The following is a 17,036-nucleotide window of genomic DNA, read 5'->3' as shown; positions in this document are numbered from 1 at the left end:
ACAAATTAATTTTTCAGCGAGCCTAAAGTTCGGTGAATAGGCAGCCCCTATTCATACAAAGGATTTTAAGACCAAGCTGTTCGAAAGTACCCTTTTATTAAGGTGTATTTCGATACGGCTTGGTCTTTTATATTTTATACGAAAAGGAGTGAAGGTGATTGAGATCAGATCCATCTAGATTAATAAGGAGTATGCAGGAGACAGAGTTAAATCGGTATGATCATTTAGTTGTCTCGTCAACCTATAACCTTAAGTATCTTTTAGGAGCTAATTTTGATACTGGGGAACGGATGACCGTGCTGCTTTTATCACCGGGGAAAAATGCAAAACTCTTTATACACCAAATGTTCTCCGATCAAATTCCTGAATTTAATGGAATTGAAATTGTTTACTACAGTGATGATATGGATCCTGTAAAAACATTAGCTTCCTATTTTGCAAACAAAGAAAGGTTAGGAATCGATCAGACGTGGCTCTGTTCCTACTTTATTGATTTATTAAAACATCTTCCAGAAATAAAATTTGAGAAAAGTACAATTGTAGAAAAGTTAAGAGAAATAAAAGACACACAAGAGATTGATACACTTCGCCAATCCGCGAAGATAGCTGATGCGGTTATGTATCAAATTATTCAGCTGCAGCATTTCCCCTGTACTGAACGAGATGTTGCCGCAACAATTAAGAGCTTCTTCGCTGAAAACGGTGTAAATGAATTATCCTTCAAGCCGATCATTGGTTTTGGAAAAAATTCTGCGAACCCTCATCATCCGGTTTCTGACCAAATCTGTCAGCTGGACCAGCCAATCTTGATTGATATGGGCGGAATGTTTAAGAATTACTGCTCCGATATTACAAGAACTTTTTATTTGGGCAGGAGAGATCAGAAGTTTGAGGACATATACAAAATAGTTCATGATACGCAGCTTCAAGCAATCGGTATGATCAAACCAGGCATCACTTTTTCGGAGATCGACATGTTTGTGAGGAGTTCTTTTGAGAAGTGGGGTTATGATGAAAATTTTATCCATAGAACAGGTCACGGGATTGGTCTCGAGCTGCATGAAGGAGTATCAATCCATAAAAAAAATCATGATTTAGTTTTACCAGGAATGGCTTTTAGTATTGAGCCAGGGCTATACTTTCCGAATCAATTTGGAATTCGGATTGAAGATATAGTGGTTGTTACAGATGATGGCTGTGAAGTGCTGAACAACAGTTCCAAGGAGGTGCAATATTTGGAGTTAATCGGGGTTTAAAGGTTGTATGATTCAAATTATTTGATAAAAGGGAGGAATATTAGAATGAATAAGAAAAGCTGGTTCTCTATTTTGTTTGTCATGATGTTCATATTCTCTGCTTTTCTAGCTGGCTGTTCCTATGAAAAACCTGCCGGCAATAACACTGGTTCCGCAGGATCTGATGACGGAGATGCTGGCGCTGCCAGGGATGAAATTAAGGTAGGGCTGGATGTGGATGCAGGCACGATGGACCCCCGGCTATCAAAAGATACTTCAGCCAAAAGGGTTTCCGAACTAGTCTATGATGGGCTCATTCGGCTTTCGGCCAATCTGGAGCCTGAACCTGGACTTGCCACAGAATGGGAAAGTCCTGATCCAACAACCTGGATTTTTACCCTTCGCGAGGATGTAACCTTTCATGATGGTGAACCATTCACGGCAGAGGATGTAAAGTATACGTTTGATAGTTTAATTGATCCGGATTTTCAAGCACCTTATGCTTCACTTTATGAGCCGATAAAGTCTGTTGAAGTAGTAGATGAATATCAAGTGAAATTTATCTTAAAGGAACCATCTGCGCCACTATTAAGCTATCTGGACATTGGGATTGTACCTAAACATATTGGTGAAAAAAATGATAATAATTTATCCAATAATCCAATTGGTACAGGTCCTTATAAAATGGTGAAGTGGGATAAAAACAGCAAAATCTCATTTGAAGCAAATGATAATTATTGGGGCGGCTCACCCAAGACAAACAAGCTAACCTACTTTATTATTCCTGATAACTCCACTCGTGTTGCCTCATTAGAATCAGGAGATATTGATATTGTGCATTCTCCTCTATCCCCTCAGGATATTAAAAGAATAAAAGAAAATGACCAATTTGAAGTCATAGAAACCGAAGGACTTGGATTTACGTATTTGAACTTTAATCAAAAACACCCGATATTATCTGATTTAAAAGTGCGCCAGGCAATCGCCCATTTGGTCAACAAAGAGGTTATCTCCTCTGATATTTATCAGGGAATGGATACACCTGGAAAGTCACCTCTCATTCCAGCTTCATGGGCATATGACGAGTCCATTACCGGCTATTCTTACGACACTGATAAAGCAGTGGAGTTATTCAAAGAAGCTGGCTGGGAAGATAGCGATGGCGATAACATTCTGGACAAAGATGGGAAAAAATTAAAAATTACCCTCTCCACTCATAGTGAAGATCCGAACCGAATGCAGGCAGTTGAATATCTGCAAAACGAATTCACTAAATATGGGGTTGAAACTGAAGTGAAAACAAGTGAATGGCCAACATTCAGTACAGGTCTAACGGAAGGGAACTTCGATATTGCGTTAGTTGGATGGCTAAACCTGGTTGACCCGGATCGCTCTTTCTATAACCCTTTCCATACAAATGGAGGAAGCAATTACGGCAAATACAGTAATGCAGCTGTTGACGAATTAATTGAGAAGGGAAGAACTGCCCTGGAACAAACAGAACGTAAATCCTTCTATCAGCAAGCTGCAAAGATTGTTACAGAAGAAGTAGCATATGATGTCCTATTGTACCAAGGTTATATTGCAATGTATAACAAAAACCTTAAAGGTTTCACTGAACATCCGGCGGGAAGTTTCTATGGACTTAAAGATGCTGAGATAACAAATTAAGGAAGACTGAAGTAGGGATAGGGGAGGCCTTCCTCCTCTTGCCTTAAAGTCAGGAGTGATTTAAATGGCAACATTTATTGTAAAGAGGTTCTTTCAATTTATTCCTGTTTTATTAGGGATCTCAATCTTAGTATTCTTCCTGCTGCATCTTATTCCTGGTGATCCTGCCCTTACCCTGCTCGGGCAAGATGCAACAAAAGAGGATCTTGAACGATTGAGAAATGTTCTTGGGTTAAATGAGCCTCTTTATATTCAATTAATGGTTTTTCTTAAAAATCTTTTTCAAGGGGACTTAGGGATCTCCATTTTTCAAGACACCCCTGTTATTACGCTAATTTCCACCCATCTCCCTGCTACTCTGGAGCTTGCAGTTGTTGCTATGATAATAGCACTTTTAATTGCTATTCCACTAGGGATCATATCAGCGGTAAAACAATTTTCCTGGCTTGATTACGGCAGTATGTTTTTTGCGCAGATTGGTGTATCGATGCCGGTTTTCTGGATGGGGCTTTTATTGATTATAGGCTTTTCTGTAAATTTGAATATCCTTCCTTCCTTTGGAAGGGGAGCGCCGTTAATAGATGCGTTCGTGCAAACGATTCAGACGGGGAATCTCTTCTATTTAGTCGATAGTTTACAGCATATTATTCTTCCCGCCTTCACTTTAGGTGTAATGAGTGCTGCACTCATTACCCGAATGGTCAGATCAGCCATGCTCGAAGTATTGAAAGAAGATTATATTCGAACAGCCGAGGCAAAAGGAGTTAGGGGTATTTTTGTCATAATGAAACATGCTTTTCGCAATGCTTTGATTCCGGTAGTAACCATTGTAGGCCTTCAATTTGGAAATTTGCTCGGCGGTGCCATTGTCACTGAGACCGTATTTGCTTGGCCGGGAATTGGACGGTTAGTCATTACGGCAATTAGTCAACGGGATTTTCCAGTGGTTCAGGGATGTGTTTTAATGATTGCGCTTATTTTCGCTTTAATCAACTTGATTGTGGATATTCTGTACGCCATTATCAATCCAAAAATTCAACAAGGATAAGGAGGGAGATGATGGAACTTTCGAAACAATATCAAACAGAGAACCAAACAGGAACTCTCCCCAAGAAAGGCATTGACCTTAAAGACTTTTTCCAGATTATCACCCAGAGTAAGTCCGTTTTAATTGGCGGGGCTTTTGTATTAGTGGTTGTGATCTGCGCGATTTTTGCCCCTGTCATTTCTACTCATGATCCTTATGAAATGAATATGAGCGAGCGGCTGCTGACACCAATGGAAGATGGACATATTTTAGGAACCGATCAATATGGCAGGGACTTGTTTTCAAGAATTATTTACGGGGCAAGGGTCTCTCTCGAAGTGGGATTAGTTTCAGTGGTGCTCGCAATGGTTATTGGTGTAACGCTCGGCTTGGTATCTGGTTATTACGGAGGCTGGGTTGATACACTGATTATGCGCATTGTGGATATTTTCCTATCGTTTCCTGTATTGCTTTTAGCCATTGCGCTAGTTGCTGCTCTCGGTCCGGGTATAGAAAATGTGATTTTGGCCCTCGGATTTGTATACTGGACCAATTATGCCAGGATTGTACGGGCAAATGTTCTGGCTATTAAGGAAGAGGAATATATTCAGGCGGCAAAAACGATTGGTTCTAATGATTTTCGCATCATCTTTTTAAATATTTTGCCCAATTGCCTGGCTCCGATTGTTGTTGTAGCTACCCTTGGCCTCGGGACCGCTATTGTTTCTGAAGCGACACTAAGTTTTCTTGGTCTTGGCATCCAGCCGCCGGAATCCAGTTGGGGCTGGACACTGGCATTTGGAATGAAATTTATCAGGGAGGCCCCGCATTTATCGGTCTATCCAGGCTTAGCGATAATGTTTACAGTATTAGGCTTTAATTTATTGGGAGATGGAATTAGGGATTTAACCGATTCGAAATTAAAAAGGAATTAATAAAAGGAGGAATTTTCATGACAGTTACATCTACACGCGAATATAAAGAGGTTGTTGTTACACATTTATCCAATGGAACACCGCTTTCCTTGCCAATCCATACCGTTCAAGGGGTAAAAGAAGGACCAGTTCTTGGTATTTCTGCCCTTGTACATGGTGATGAAATCATTGGAGCGGAAATCATCAGGCGAGTATATAACCGCTTAGATGAATCGGAACTATCGGGTACGATTAAGCTGCTCCCTGTTTCCAATCCGCTGGCATTTGAAAGTATGACTAGAAATACACCCCTTGATATGAATAATTTGAACCGGGTGTTTCCAGGAAACAAAAATGGCTGGGTAACAGAGCAGCTTGCAAATTCGATGGTGGAAAACTTTTTAGATCACATTGATGTCTATATTGACCTACATGCTGGCGGTGCAACTCCGGTTGTTGATTATGTATACATTCAAAATAATGAAGAATTATCACGGGCATTTAACTTCCCGATTTTATATCGTCCTTCGCATCCATATGAAGGCACTACAGCTACTTATACTTTAGAAAAAGGAATCCCAAGCATTACGGTCGAGGTAGGAGGAGGACCTAACTACGATAAAGACATTGAAAGAGGAGTAGAAGGGATTTTCAATGTGATGCGAAAGCTGAAAATGATTCCCGGAGAGGTCACACCTCCTCCAAAACAAAAGGTTATGACTGAAATTACGATTATTCGTCCAAAGCACGGCGGAATCATGGTGCCGGAATTTGACTTTAGTGCTGTAGGCACTGTCATCGAAGGAAATCAGGTTCTGGCAAGAACTTATAATCCAAGAACATTTGAAGAGCTGGAGGTCATTCGGGCCCATTTCCAAAACAATGTGGTGATTTTGACAAGAGGTCTCTTTAATAAAGTAAGCCCGGGAGATTATGGATTTATGCTTGGAAACCTTGATAGTGCGGAGGAAGAATAATGAATACAAAAACGGTCCATTTCGAGTCATTGGACCACAAACTGTCACAGGAATATACACAAATTGTACTGGGGATGGATGATTTTTATCGAAAAAATATCTCATCCGGCTTGGAAGCTTCACTTGATGAAGAAGGATTAGTACCCATTAACGTAACGAGAGAAACACCAAATTCGTACAGCGGCTGGAATGAGATATTTGCAGATTTAGAGGATTTAAGAAGCAAGTATTCATCCATACAATCTGAGGTTCGCAGAAATTATATGCAGCAGCAAATCGGATCACTCTTAACACTGGCAAGATGGCGAAGCGGTGAGGAAATTCCCTTCAGGGAGAATGTTAGAGGTCTGTTATATGTAAATGAAAATCCTTCTTCTGACGCAGAAAGGAAAGAGCTGCACCATAGACTCGAATCCTTATTAATCCAAAAGGGATTCTCAGGAACACTGAAAGAGAAAGTGAAGAAATGGGAACGGGCGCAGCATGTCCCTTCACAACAGGTGGAATCTGTGTTACAAGATTTGCTTTATCAAGGTAAAGAGCGTGTCGTTCAAAAAATGTTTAAAGAGATGGAAGATGTGGTGGTAACACCAGTGGTCGTGACGGGTGTACCATATAGTGCCTATTGTGATTATGTTGGCGGGAAAATGTATATAAATGGCGATCTGTCCTATACCTATGAAGCTTTAAAACATTTAGTCACGCATGAATCTTTTCCAGGGCATACCACACATATGAGAATTAGAGAATTATGTGTCCAATCCGGTGATATCCCTCTTGATGCCGGGTTAGTCATCACTAATACAGCAAGCAGTTCCGTATTTGAGGGGATTGGAGATAATGGGATCGATTTCATTGATTGGGCAGATTCCCTGGATGATGAAATCTACAAAGTTTATCAGGAAATAAAATCGATCTCCGGAATGAATGCTGCACATATGATCCATGCAGAGGGGAAGCGGGATGAAGAGGTTTCTGAATTTCTAAGAGACTTTGCATTTGGTGAAGAAAATTGGATTCAGTCCAGGCTCCGTTTTTTCAAGCACACATTAAGAGCTCCATTTATTTATTCTTATTGGAGAGGTAATGAAGCAGTAAAGGAGATCTATAATAGGATTTCTGAGGATAGAAAATCAGCTTTCTATGAGTTTTTATATAAAAATATGTTATCTGCAGATACAGTTAAACAATTCAGATAGGATGTGACAGGATGGAACTAACTAGATCAGAAGAGTTATTTACAAGAGCGGTAAAATCAGTACCTGGAGGGGTGCATTCGAATTCCCGATTCCGCAATCCTCACCCCATCTATTATCAAAAAGCAGAGGGGGCTTACTTGACTGACGTTGACGGCAATCGATCTATCGATTGCATCATGGGCAACGGAGCTGTCATTCTTGGTCACAATGATCCGGATTTCAATGAACGGATGCAATTCTATAGTACTTCAGGAATCGTGACTGGTGTGGAGACGGAACTTAGCATTATAACTGCTGAAAAGTTTTTATCAATGGTTCCGACAGCTGAACAAATCCGTTATACCAATACAGGCACAGAAGCGGTTATGCATGCAATGGCTATGTCCAGAACGTATACTCAAAAACCGGATATTGCCGTTATTGAAGGGGCATACAACGGCTGGCACGATGCTGTATTTGTCAGTACCTGGCCTGATTTGCAAAAGGCAGGTGAAATGTCAGAGCCAAAGTCCCTTCCAGGTGCATCGGGGCTAATAGAGGATGTAGTGAAAAGCACCCTCGTCCTTCCATTTAACGACTTGGAAGCGGCTGAACGCCTGCTGAACGAAAATAAACACCGGATTGCAGCATTAATTATCGAACCAACTATGATAGACATTGGATATATCCCAGCCAAAAAAGAATACTTGAAAGGGCTAAGAAGGATTTGCGATCAATTAAACATTGTTCTGGTATTTGATGAATTATTAACCGGGTTCAGAGATTCTTCTGGAGGAGCTCAAGGGTATTACGGCGTGACACCTGATCTTTCTACATTCGGTAAGGCCATTAGCAATGGCTATATGCTGGCAGCTTTGGCTGGAAAAGCATCCATTTTCGAAACCGTCACTCCTGGGAAAGGTACATGTTCATTTGTGGGGACATATAATGGCCATCAGGTGTCATTAGCAGCTTCATTGGCCTTTATGGAAATCTATGAAGAGAAACAAGTTTTTCGTACATTGCAAAATAGAACGGAAAAATTGATAGCTGAATTCTCTAAATCAGCTGAAAAAAATCAGGTGAAAGCTAGAATGCAAGGAAGAGGCGGGCATTTTCATTGGTACTTCACCGACAAGGAAATTACAGATTATCGCAGTGCTACACATAGTGAAAAGGAAAAATATGCAGCGTTTATTGCAGCATTTACTCAGAAAGGTGTTTATTGTTCACCAAACTATCTGCTCCACCATGCTATCTCACTCGCGCATACGGATGAGATCATTCAACAGTTAGTGAAGTATATGGATGTAAGCTTGCAGCAGACTGCCAGAGTTAAAGCAGGTTCATAAGGGGGAATGATTCGTGAATTCGAACATCCTGGAAGTCAAGAATTTAAAAACCACCTTCTCCTCTAGAAAGGCTTCTTTTAACGCAGTCGATGGCATCTCCTTTCATGTCGCGAAAGGAGAGACCCTCGGCATAGTTGGAGAATCAGGCTGCGGAAAAAGTGTAACTTCACTATCCATAATGGGCCTTGTTAAAGCTCCTGGAAAAGTATCGGGTGATCAAATTGATTTTAACGGGGTCAATCTCCTGAATATGCCCAAAAAGGAGATGAGAAATCTTCGCGGCAATAAAATCAGTATGATTTTTCAGGAACCCATGACTTCACTCAATCCTGTTTATAGTGTAGGAAACCAAATCGGAGAAACGCTAAAAATCCACAAAAAGCTTAAAGGTGAAGAGAGAAAAAGAAAAGTTGTTGATTTATTAAAACAGGTTGGGATCCCGCGGGCAGATGAGATTTATGATAATTACCCGCATCAATTATCAGGGGGAATGCGGCAAAGGGTCATGATTGCCATGGCTATGGCTTGTGACCCTCAGCTGATAATTGCTGATGAACCGACGACTGCTTTGGATGTTACGATCCAGGCCCAGATCCTTGAGCTTATGAAGGAGCTTCAAAGCAAAAAAGGTATGTCCATAATTCTCATTACCCATGACCTTGGGGTTGTATCAGAAGTTTGTGACCGTTTGGTTGTTATGTATGCTGGAAAAATTGTTGAGACAGGTCCTGTAAAAGATGTATTGAATAATCCATCCCATCCTTATACAAAAGGCTTATTGGCTTCATTGCCAAAAAAGGGCCATAAAGAAAAACGGTTACATTTTATTCCCGGTCAAGTCCCTGCACCAGCCAATTGGGGAAAAGGCTGCCGTTTTTCTGATCGCTGTCCGCATGCTATGAGTCAATGCGAAACAAGTCTTCCTCCGCTTATGAAAGTCAGCAAAGCGCAAGAATCAGCATGTTGGCTAATACCTGATGAAAAGGGGAGGGATGAACATGACCTTATTGAAGTTACAAGATGACCAGCAAGACTATATTTTAGAAGTGGAAAATGTAAAAAAATACTTTCCTATAAAAAAGGGGATATTTTCTAAACAGGTTGGTTCCGTTAAAGCGGTTGATAATGTCTCTTTTCAGATGAGGAGAGGTGAAACGCTGGGAATTGTAGGCGAAAGCGGCTGCGGCAAATCCACTATGGCAAGGCTGATTATTCAGTTATTAAAAGCAACGGATGGCCGCATTATGCTTGAAGGAAAAGATCTAACCGCAATCTCAAAGGAAGAGCTTCGAGCAACCAGAAGAAGTATTCAAATGGTTTTCCAGGATCCTTATGCATCCCTGAATCCAAGATGGACAGTTGAAAAAACGTTATTAGAACCAATGAAGGTATACAATATTGGCACCAATAGCGAAAGAAAAGAGAAGGTAGCCGACTTGCTGGGCAAAGTGGGACTGGATCCAAGCTATGCCAAACGTCATCCCCATGAATTCAGCGGCGGACAGCGCCAGAGAATCGGGATTGCCAGAGCATTGGTTCTCAATCCAAAAGTCATCATTGCCGATGAACCTGTTTCAGCTCTTGATATTTCCGTTCAGGCACAGGTCATTAATCTTATGCAGGATCTTCAGGAACAATATAATCTAACTTATATGTTTATCACCCATGATTTATCGGTGTGTGAACATATATCCGATCGTGTGGCAGTTATGTACCTTGGGAAAATTGTGGAGCTGGCAAGTAAAAATCAGCTCTTCTCAAACCCTCTGCATCCTTACACACTAGCGTTAATATCTGCTGCACCAGAAGTGGATGCAAACCATAAAAGGGAAAGAATCATTTTAAAAGGAGATGTTCCAAGCCCGGCCAATCCTCCATCTGGATGTGCCTTTCACACTAGATGCCCAAGCTGCATGGAAATATGCAAGGTAGAAACACCAGAGCTGACTGAAAAAGAACCGGGACAGTTTGCAGCCTGTCATCTATATCAATAAGGATAGAGGGAGTTTCTATGAGATTATCAATTTCAAAAAAAGAAATTAAGACCAGGCAGGAAAGGTTTTGGGGAAATCTTCAGCAGAAGGAGCTGGACTGTGCGATCATTTTTAGCCCCATTGATATATTCTACTTAACAGGTTTCTTTTTTCACCCAACAGAACGGCCGATCGCCTTTTTTGTGGACTCCAATCAAAGAACTCACTTATTTGTTCCATATTTAGAGAAAGAACATGCTGAAGAATTTTCAGGTGCTATAAACTTTATTCATTCCTACCCTGAATATCCCGGAATTAAGCATCCGATGGAGTATTTTAAGGAAGAGTTAATAGCTGCTGGGTTTCAGGGAAAACGAGTAGGGGCTGATAGCCTTGGGTATGCTTCAGCCTCAGGATATAGAGGTCCGTCAATTGACCAATTACTAGAGGCTAAGGAATATCAATCAATAAAGGATATGGTTCCGGCGTTAAGGGTGATTAAGTCGGACGAAGAGATAGAATTGATCAAAGAATCCTGCCGGTGGGGCAATCTTGCCCATCGTTTATTGCAAAAATACACAAAGTCAGGTTTAAGTGAATTAGAGATTACAAGCAGAGCCAGTACAGAATCCACCTTGGCAATGATTGAAACTTTAGGTCCGGAGTATAAACCCCATGGTGAAACAGCTTTTGCTCTGTTTAGAGGGCAAGTTGGGGAGATGTCAGCGTATCCTCATGCAGTTGCCCAGAACGTTACCTTAAAGAAAGGTGATACATTAGTCACTGCAGCAGCGGCTAGTATTTGGGGTTACAAAAGTGAGTTAGAAAGAACGATGTTTGTTGAAGAGGTAAGCAGTGAACAAGAAGAATATTTTCAGCATATGTACAATGCTCAGGAAGTGGCCTTTCAGCATATCAAACCTGGGAAAGCTTTATCTACTGTTGAAGAGGAAGTTCAAAGGTATTTTAAAGAAAACAATATTACCCATTTAACCAGACATCATACAGGCCATGCTATCGGTTTGCTCTTTCATGAATCCCCGTTTTTTGATTTAGGAGATCACACGATCATGGAGCCAGGTATGGTCTTTACAGTGGAGCCGGGGATCTATGTGAAAGGAGCAGGAGGTTTCCGCCATTCTGATACTGTCCTAGTAACGGAGGAAGGAATGGAGATGCTGACCTATTATCCAAGAGATTTGGAGTCATTGATTTGCATTTAGGGACATGGAATCACTTTCTATGTCTCTTTTTAAGTCTAATAAACTTAGAGACCTAGAAACTTCTGCTTTAATTCGAAAAAGAATGGAAGTATTAATCTGCTTCATTTTGTGCTTTTAACGATTATTAATCAAATAGTATAGAAATTTATCATAGGGCAGGGGATAAAAAGTCTGCTAATAAAATAGCTGGCTATCTATTCGTTTTATTGTCAGTTTTAATCAAACGTTTGATTGAACTAGGTAAAACCCAGCACTGCTGGGTTTTGAGGAGAAAAACGGGATTGTCCAATCTCAAGCACCGTTCTGCAATTGAGTTCAGATAGATGGTGCAGCTGCAGCACCACTGTCTAGCCTCACTCTTTCAGATTCCTTCACCCGCTTAAGAACTTCAGCCGAATTTACTTTAGTAAAGCCTTGCTTAGACACTTCCTGAACATTAAAAAGGTGTGTGTTAAGCAGAGATACAATGATTCGGACCAGCTTAATATTAGTGTCTAGAACGGTGATGTCGTTTTGACAGAATTGTTCAAAATCCGCTTTTTCATCCACTATGGCAGAAAGCTTTTGAATCTGCTGGCTGAAGATGGAATCGAGTGCCTTCAGTTCTCTGGCCATTTTAGCAGATGTCTGGTTCAATTGGTTTAGGTATTGTACCAAGGGCCTCATACTTTCAATGCACTGATTTACTTCTGACTGGACATTATCCATTTTGTTCATCAGCGTTTTTTCGCGGAATTTCAATATAGCTGCAAATACAGGGGTGCGCAGCAAGCCTTGCAGGATGCCGGCATTCTCCTCATAAAGATTCACCAAATATCCATCAAGCCTGGCGAAATCCGCCATTAATACAGGTATATCGAAGGCATTGTCAAACGAAATCAGGCCATCTGCTTCCTTGATTCCGTAAGTCGGCCGATTATGAATGCGTTCAAAACATTCCGCAAAAAACTTCAGCTGGTCCTGCAGCTGGGTGCTGACTGATTGAATCTCGGAAAATTGTTGCTGTATTTTTTTCTCTAATTCCGCCCCGTGGTTTTGCATACCCTCCAGCACTTCAATCCGTCTGGCTAACTGATCATTCTTTGACTGAATGCTTGCAGCTGCATTTTTTCCAACAGAACTCATGATAAACTTTAAAGGGATCTGTTGAGGGAACAGTACATAGGATATGGCTTCAGCCACATCGCCTTTTGATTTGATTTTCAGTTTATCTTCGGCAAAGCACTTTAGATCATCTGCTTTGTCGCCGACGAAGTACTTCAGGTCATCTGCCTTATCTCCAACATAATACTTTACATCATCGACTTTATCCTCAACGAAATATTTCACATCGTCCACTTTGTCCCCGACAAAGTATTTGACATCATCGAATTTATCACTGACCGTATAGCGAAGCTCTGATGCTTTAATTTCCACTTCCAGTTTTAAATCCCGTATCTTATCAAATAACCCCATAGCTGAAACTCCTATTCAAAATGTAATACAGCCTGTTTATCCTGCATGAATTGTGTTAAGCCTTCACGGTCCTGATATGGCAAATCGAGGCCCATCTTTTTTATGGTTTTAGTCACAATTTCATTCAGCTTCTCATCAGTGGCAGCATGCTTCATTTGCTGTGTCATCAGCTGTACATATGCTAATTGTTTTTTCAGCTGATCGATCGGAAGGCTGGATAACTCGCTTACTTTTTGTTTTAATTGTTCATTGAGCTTTGCATAGTGCTGCTTCTTTAATTCCAGTTGGTCAGCAAATCCATCCAGGAATTTCACCAGTTTCTGAATTTCTTTTGAGTGGTCAATGAAGTACAAAAGCGAAATGCTGATAACGCCGGTTGTGAGGCCGCTTAAGAAAATACTCATTGCTTCTCCTATGACAGGAAGATCGCCTATGCCTATGCTTTCAAGCCTTTCTGCCACAAGAGTTCCGGCAAGTACGGCTGCCGCCATGCTGATCACTTTTGAAATTTCCCGTACTAATTCTCCCGGTGAAAGGTTTTGGCGGTTAAAAACCAGGAGGTCAAAAATTTGGGTAATACTGCCCCAAAACTCCCTGATCATTTTTACTGCGTGTTTGGCTGTTCCCGTGAAGAAATTGATGATAAATGTTGATAAAGAGGAAAGGATGCCTGCCAGCATGCCGTTCGCAAAAGCTGCAATCAGCTCTTTGAACTTTTCCTTCACAGCCTGGAAAGCTTCTTTAAATGCCCAAGCCACTTCCAAAAGAAATACCTTTAGTGAAAAGTTCTCTTTCATTTTTTCCATGATGAGAGGGAACCGCTGGCGGGCAATGATCCAAACTTCAGCCAGGATAACACCCAGCGTTTGGCGGGCGCCCATTTTCCAGCCCGCATTCAGGGCATCCTTTCCGGCGTTAATATATGTCTTTTTGTCGCTTAGATAAGCTTTCGTAATGGTTTTATTGTACTCTTTCCGGGCTTTCGCGTCGGCTTCCTTCATTTCTTCTGCATTGGCTTGGCTTAAGTTTGTCAGCTTATTTAACTCTTTTCTCTCTTTTTCCGTTAAGTTCTTCTGCTTTTTCAGCTGGGTTATCCTGGTTTCGTATTCATTCTGTTTCTTGTTCAAATCAGCTAAAAACTGATCCATTGTTTTCTTGCCTTTTGCCCGGTTAATGGACTGGTTTGTATGGTTTAGATTGGAATCTGCAACCGCTAAATCCGCTCCGTTTAAATTTGCCAGGTATACGGCTGGATCATCATGAATTTCTTTTGCAGAAATGGTGTGGTCCAGGTCATATTTTCCATTCGGAGCAATCTTTTGTCCCGTATAAGCATCAAAAAGTTTCCCTTGCTTTTTTAATTCGGAAGCTTCCCTGTTTCGATCTATGAAGTTAGTGCTGTGATAGTGCTTTTTTACGTTCGGGTCTGAATAATCACCTCGATTTTTGAAATCGTAGCGCTTTTTTGCACCCTCGTCCTTCAAACCATATTGCCTCGCTGTCAATGGCGTGTCCAAGTTGCCGCCATTCTGGTCTTTAAACATAAAATCCAGCGCAAATGAACGCAGCAGCGTCGTGACAATCATTTTTTCATACTGCTGCATAAGACTTTGCGAAGGAGGGAGTTCATCATTGAAGGCTGCATGATTTAATAACTCGATTGCCGCTCCTGCTGACATAGGGGATCTACCTTTCGTATGGAAATGATTTAGTTAAAAATTACTAGTATATGAATATATTACTATATTTTTACGCTTTGTGAAGTGCCGAGTTTTGACCTTGCTGAAAATTTGAAGGGGTTGGAAACGGGCATTTTGCTTAGAATGGAAGATTTCAGTTTAAAATGCGGAGATTTAAACTTTATATGCTCTTTTATCTAACTGATCGAGCCTGAATTTCAATAGGACCTTTATACTCAATTGATATAATATCTTATCAGATCATTTTCTGGCTATTTTCCGATATAAAAGGAGGCATTCAGAAAGATGTCCATAATCAGAGAGCAGTTCAAGCGCTTTATTGCTGCTTACCGATCCCGAACGCACAAAAATAGTGGATGAATTGACTGCCTATAATCATCAGCGGGCTCAGGGATTAAATGTCTGGTCAAGATTTCATGACAACAAAGAAAGTCCTGCAGAGATTCATCTGCAGGACTTTCTTTGTATAAATAACTAACTTCATCGGTTTTGAATACACCTAACCGCTTCAAGTTTTGCCTTGCTCGGTGTTTCATAAGTGACTTTTGCGTCGCGGTCTACATAATATCCGCCGCCGACGCTCAGCATTCCAGGTTTAAAAGCATAGATGCGGTAAAATTCGCCTGCTTTTAAGGTGCGGGAAGGCGACTTTTGTTCACCATTTAATTTAAATAATGTTGTGTCTTTCTTTACGATTAACCGTCCGATTTGGCCTGGCTTCAGCTCAATGCCATCCCACCATATTTTTGAAACACCTTTATAACGGTCACAGGCATTTGCGGGTGCCGGGAATACAGCATGTAAACGATAGGAGGCACTTGTAATGCCGTTCCAGTTATAAGGTTGTATTTTTACATAGTATGTGCCTTGCTTTAGATCCCTATCAAGCACGATTGTATTCCCTGGAGTACTATAATAATCTCCGGTTATTGAATTGCCGTAAGAGTCATAAAGATACATCCAGAATCCGCCCTTGGTATTATCCAAAGTAATTCTGACATTTCCATCTCGATTGGTTTTAATTTGATACGTATCCTGATCTATATCTGAGTAACTGTTAGAGTTATAGTTTTGACCTGAATTGATAGGCAGAGCTGTTTCAAATGTCTCATTCGGTTCAAATGTGGATTGATTACGGTTAATGGAACCAGGATAAGTGACTTTTAATTGATATTTTGCACTTGTAATGCCATTCCAGTTATAAGGCTGGATCTTCACAAAATAAGTGCCCTTCTGAACTTGGCGATTTAGAACAATCTTTCCCCCTATAGAGCTGAAATAATCGCCTGTTATAGCACTTCCATTTTCATCGTAAAGATACATCCAGTATCCGCCAGTGGTATTTTCTAAGGATATATATACTTCACCATCTTGGCTGGTTGTAAATTGGTAAACATCCTGGTCAATATCCGTTTCACTTACTGACTGATAGATTTCTCCAGATTTCACTTCTAAACTTGTTTCCACTGTATCATTGGGCTCAAAAGAAGAGGTATTTCGGTTGATAGACCCGGAATAAGTGGCTTTCAATCTATAATTTGCACTTGTAATGCCATTCCAATTATATGCTTGTATTTTTATATGATAATTTCCTTTTTGAACTTTGCGGTCAAGTACAATCTTTCCTCCGCGGGAGCTAAAATAATCGCCTGTTACAGCACTCCCATTTTCATCGTAAAGATACATCCAGAATCCGCCAGTGCTTTCATCAAGTGTTATATAAACTTCCCCATCTTTATCCGTTGAGAAATAATATGTATCCTCAGCTGCTTCTGATGCTAAAGTTCCTTTCACCGGAACACCTGAGGAAATGCCTGAGCTCTGTGCAAATGTTAGCTGGCCAAAGAAGAAAGCAAAAATAAAAACAAAAAACCCCGTACCTAAAATTCGTTTCATTCTTAATAAAACCTCCCCAAAAATATAGTTTAATGCTTCTCAGTCCTGTAAGGTATGGAAAACTGCTAAAGCACAGAATCTGAATCTTTTAACCCTTACCCCCTTTCCTTTATAGTACAAATTTACCACAAAATAACAGCACTATTAAGAGCGAATGTTGTGAAAAGAAAAAATTCATTTATTAACCTTTATTATCCTACTAATATTTTACTTTAATAACTTATATTTAATTAATATCCACATTATATTAAAAAAGTAATTTTGTTTACAAAATATGAAATATTCACATATAAAACCAAAGAATTAAAAAGACAAATACTTTAGTAATGCTGAAACAATTGGGTTAATTTATCCGTGTGAAATCCATCTCCTGTTATAGAAGTCCTAATTAATATTTTAGTATAATTTTCCGGTTGTATGAGGGTTTGAAACATT

General features: G+C 40.4%; 13 protein-coding genes. 10 read left to right on the top strand and 3 right to left on the bottom strand.

The window, feature by feature from the left end:
• Positions 1-158 precede the first annotated feature (158 nt).
• The 10 genes from ACXAD1_RS22295 (at position 159) to ACXAD1_RS22250 (ending at position 11,550) form a co-directional block, all read left to right on the top strand.
• Complete coding sequence (locus ACXAD1_RS22295; protein WP_474911036.1) at positions 159-1,256, top strand: M24 family metallopeptidase; 1,098 nt, start codon at positions 159-161, stop codon at positions 1,254-1,256.
• A 45-nt stretch (positions 1,257-1,301) separates the two neighbouring features.
• Positions 1,302-2,906, top strand: coding sequence for an ABC transporter substrate-binding protein (locus tag ACXAD1_RS22290; protein ID WP_474911035.1), 1,605 nt, complete (start codon positions 1,302-1,304; stop codon positions 2,904-2,906).
• A gap of 64 nt (positions 2,907-2,970) precedes the next feature.
• Positions 2,971-3,954, top strand: coding sequence for an ABC transporter permease (locus tag ACXAD1_RS22285; RefSeq protein WP_474911034.1), 984 nt, complete (start codon positions 2,971-2,973; stop codon positions 3,952-3,954).
• 11 nt (positions 3,955-3,965) lie between these two features.
• Positions 3,966-4,868 (top strand): nickel transporter permease, encoded by a 903-nt coding sequence (gene nikC, locus ACXAD1_RS22280; RefSeq protein ID WP_474911033.1) that lies wholly within the window; start codon positions 3,966-3,968, stop codon positions 4,866-4,868.
• Between the two features lie 17 nt (positions 4,869-4,885).
• Positions 4,886-5,824 (top strand): succinylglutamate desuccinylase/aspartoacylase family protein, encoded by a 939-nt coding sequence (locus tag ACXAD1_RS22275; protein WP_474911032.1) that lies wholly within the window; start codon positions 4,886-4,888, stop codon positions 5,822-5,824.
• Positions 5,824-7,023, top strand: a complete 1,200-nt coding sequence (locus ACXAD1_RS22270) for a hypothetical protein (protein WP_474911031.1) — start codon at positions 5,824-5,826, stop codon at positions 7,021-7,023. The genes ACXAD1_RS22275 and ACXAD1_RS22270 overlap by 1 nt, the downstream gene beginning before the upstream one ends.
• Positions 7,024-7,034: 11 nt before the next feature.
• Positions 7,035-8,354, top strand: a complete 1,320-nt coding sequence (locus tag ACXAD1_RS22265; protein WP_474911030.1) for an aspartate aminotransferase family protein — start codon at positions 7,035-7,037, stop codon at positions 8,352-8,354.
• Positions 8,355-8,367: 13 nt separating this feature from the next.
• Positions 8,368-9,378, top strand: a complete 1,011-nt coding sequence (locus tag ACXAD1_RS22260) for an ABC transporter ATP-binding protein (RefSeq protein WP_474911029.1) — start codon at positions 8,368-8,370, stop codon at positions 9,376-9,378.
• Complete coding sequence (locus tag ACXAD1_RS22255) at positions 9,353-10,348, top strand: ABC transporter ATP-binding protein (RefSeq protein ID WP_474911028.1); 996 nt, start codon at positions 9,353-9,355, stop codon at positions 10,346-10,348. The genes ACXAD1_RS22260 and ACXAD1_RS22255 overlap by 26 nt, the downstream gene beginning before the upstream one ends.
• A 17-nt stretch (positions 10,349-10,365) precedes the next feature.
• Entirely contained in the window at positions 10,366-11,550 is a 1,185-nt protein-coding gene (locus ACXAD1_RS22250) for a M24 family metallopeptidase (protein ID WP_474911027.1), read from the top strand.
• A 315-nt stretch (positions 11,551-11,865) separates the two neighbouring features.
• On the opposite strand, the gene ACXAD1_RS22245 is transcribed toward ACXAD1_RS22250, so the two are convergent.
• The 3 genes from ACXAD1_RS22245 to ACXAD1_RS22235 all read right to left on the bottom strand — a co-directional run bounded on the left by ACXAD1_RS22245 (position 11,866) and on the right by ACXAD1_RS22235 (position 16,601).
• A complete protein-coding gene (locus ACXAD1_RS22245) occupies positions 11,866-13,005 on the bottom strand; it encodes a hypothetical protein (protein ID WP_474911026.1) in 1,140 nt (379 codons plus the stop codon).
• A gap of 11 nt (positions 13,006-13,016) precedes the next feature.
• On the bottom strand, positions 13,017-14,684 hold the full coding sequence (locus ACXAD1_RS22240; RefSeq protein ID WP_474911025.1) for a hypothetical protein: 1,668 nt from the start codon (positions 14,682-14,684) through the stop codon (positions 13,017-13,019).
• Between the two features lie 501 nt (positions 14,685-15,185).
• Positions 15,186-16,601 carry a PPC domain-containing protein gene (locus tag ACXAD1_RS22235; RefSeq protein ID WP_474911024.1) on the bottom strand — a complete coding sequence of 472 codons (1,416 nt, stop codon included), beginning with the start codon at positions 16,599-16,601 and terminating at the stop codon, positions 15,186-15,188.
• Between the last annotated feature and the right edge of the window lie 435 nt (positions 16,602-17,036).

It is taken from the genome of Cytobacillus sp. ABV4_503, assembly GCF_056158445.1.
Note: the sequence above shows the minus strand (reverse complement) of the source record. Positions and strands in the feature narration are given on the sequence as shown.

What these genes read in the sequence shown, in the direction of transcription:
- ACXAD1_RS22245 (WP_474911026.1), bottom strand. Translation starts at nt 13,005, where the DNA reads ATGGGGTTATTTGATAAGATACGGGATTTAAAACTGGAAGTGGAAATT.
- ACXAD1_RS22265 (WP_474911030.1), top strand. Translation starts at nt 7,035, where the DNA reads ATGGAACTAACTAGATCAGAAGAGTTATTTACAAGAGCGGTAAAATCA.
- ACXAD1_RS22250 (WP_474911027.1), top strand. Translation starts at nt 10,366, where the DNA reads ATGAGATTATCAATTTCAAAAAAAGAAATTAAGACCAGGCAGGAAAGG.
- ACXAD1_RS22270 (WP_474911031.1), top strand. Translation starts at nt 5,824, where the DNA reads ATGAATACAAAAACGGTCCATTTCGAGTCATTGGACCACAAACTGTCA.
- ACXAD1_RS22235 (WP_474911024.1), bottom strand. Translation starts at nt 16,601, where the DNA reads ATGAAACGAATTTTAGGTACGGGGTTTTTTGTTTTTATTTTTGCTTTC.
- ACXAD1_RS22240 (WP_474911025.1), bottom strand. Translation starts at nt 14,684, where the DNA reads ATGTCAGCAGGAGCGGCAATCGAGTTATTAAATCATGCAGCCTTCAAT.
- ACXAD1_RS22255 (WP_474911028.1), top strand. Translation starts at nt 9,353, where the DNA reads ATGACCTTATTGAAGTTACAAGATGACCAGCAAGACTATATTTTAGAA.
- ACXAD1_RS22290 (WP_474911035.1), top strand. Translation starts at nt 1,302, where the DNA reads ATGAATAAGAAAAGCTGGTTCTCTATTTTGTTTGTCATGATGTTCATA.
- ACXAD1_RS22285 (WP_474911034.1), top strand. Translation starts at nt 2,971, where the DNA reads ATGGCAACATTTATTGTAAAGAGGTTCTTTCAATTTATTCCTGTTTTA.
- ACXAD1_RS22275 (WP_474911032.1), top strand. Translation starts at nt 4,886, where the DNA reads ATGACAGTTACATCTACACGCGAATATAAAGAGGTTGTTGTTACACAT.
- nikC (WP_474911033.1), top strand. Translation starts at nt 3,966, where the DNA reads ATGGAACTTTCGAAACAATATCAAACAGAGAACCAAACAGGAACTCTC.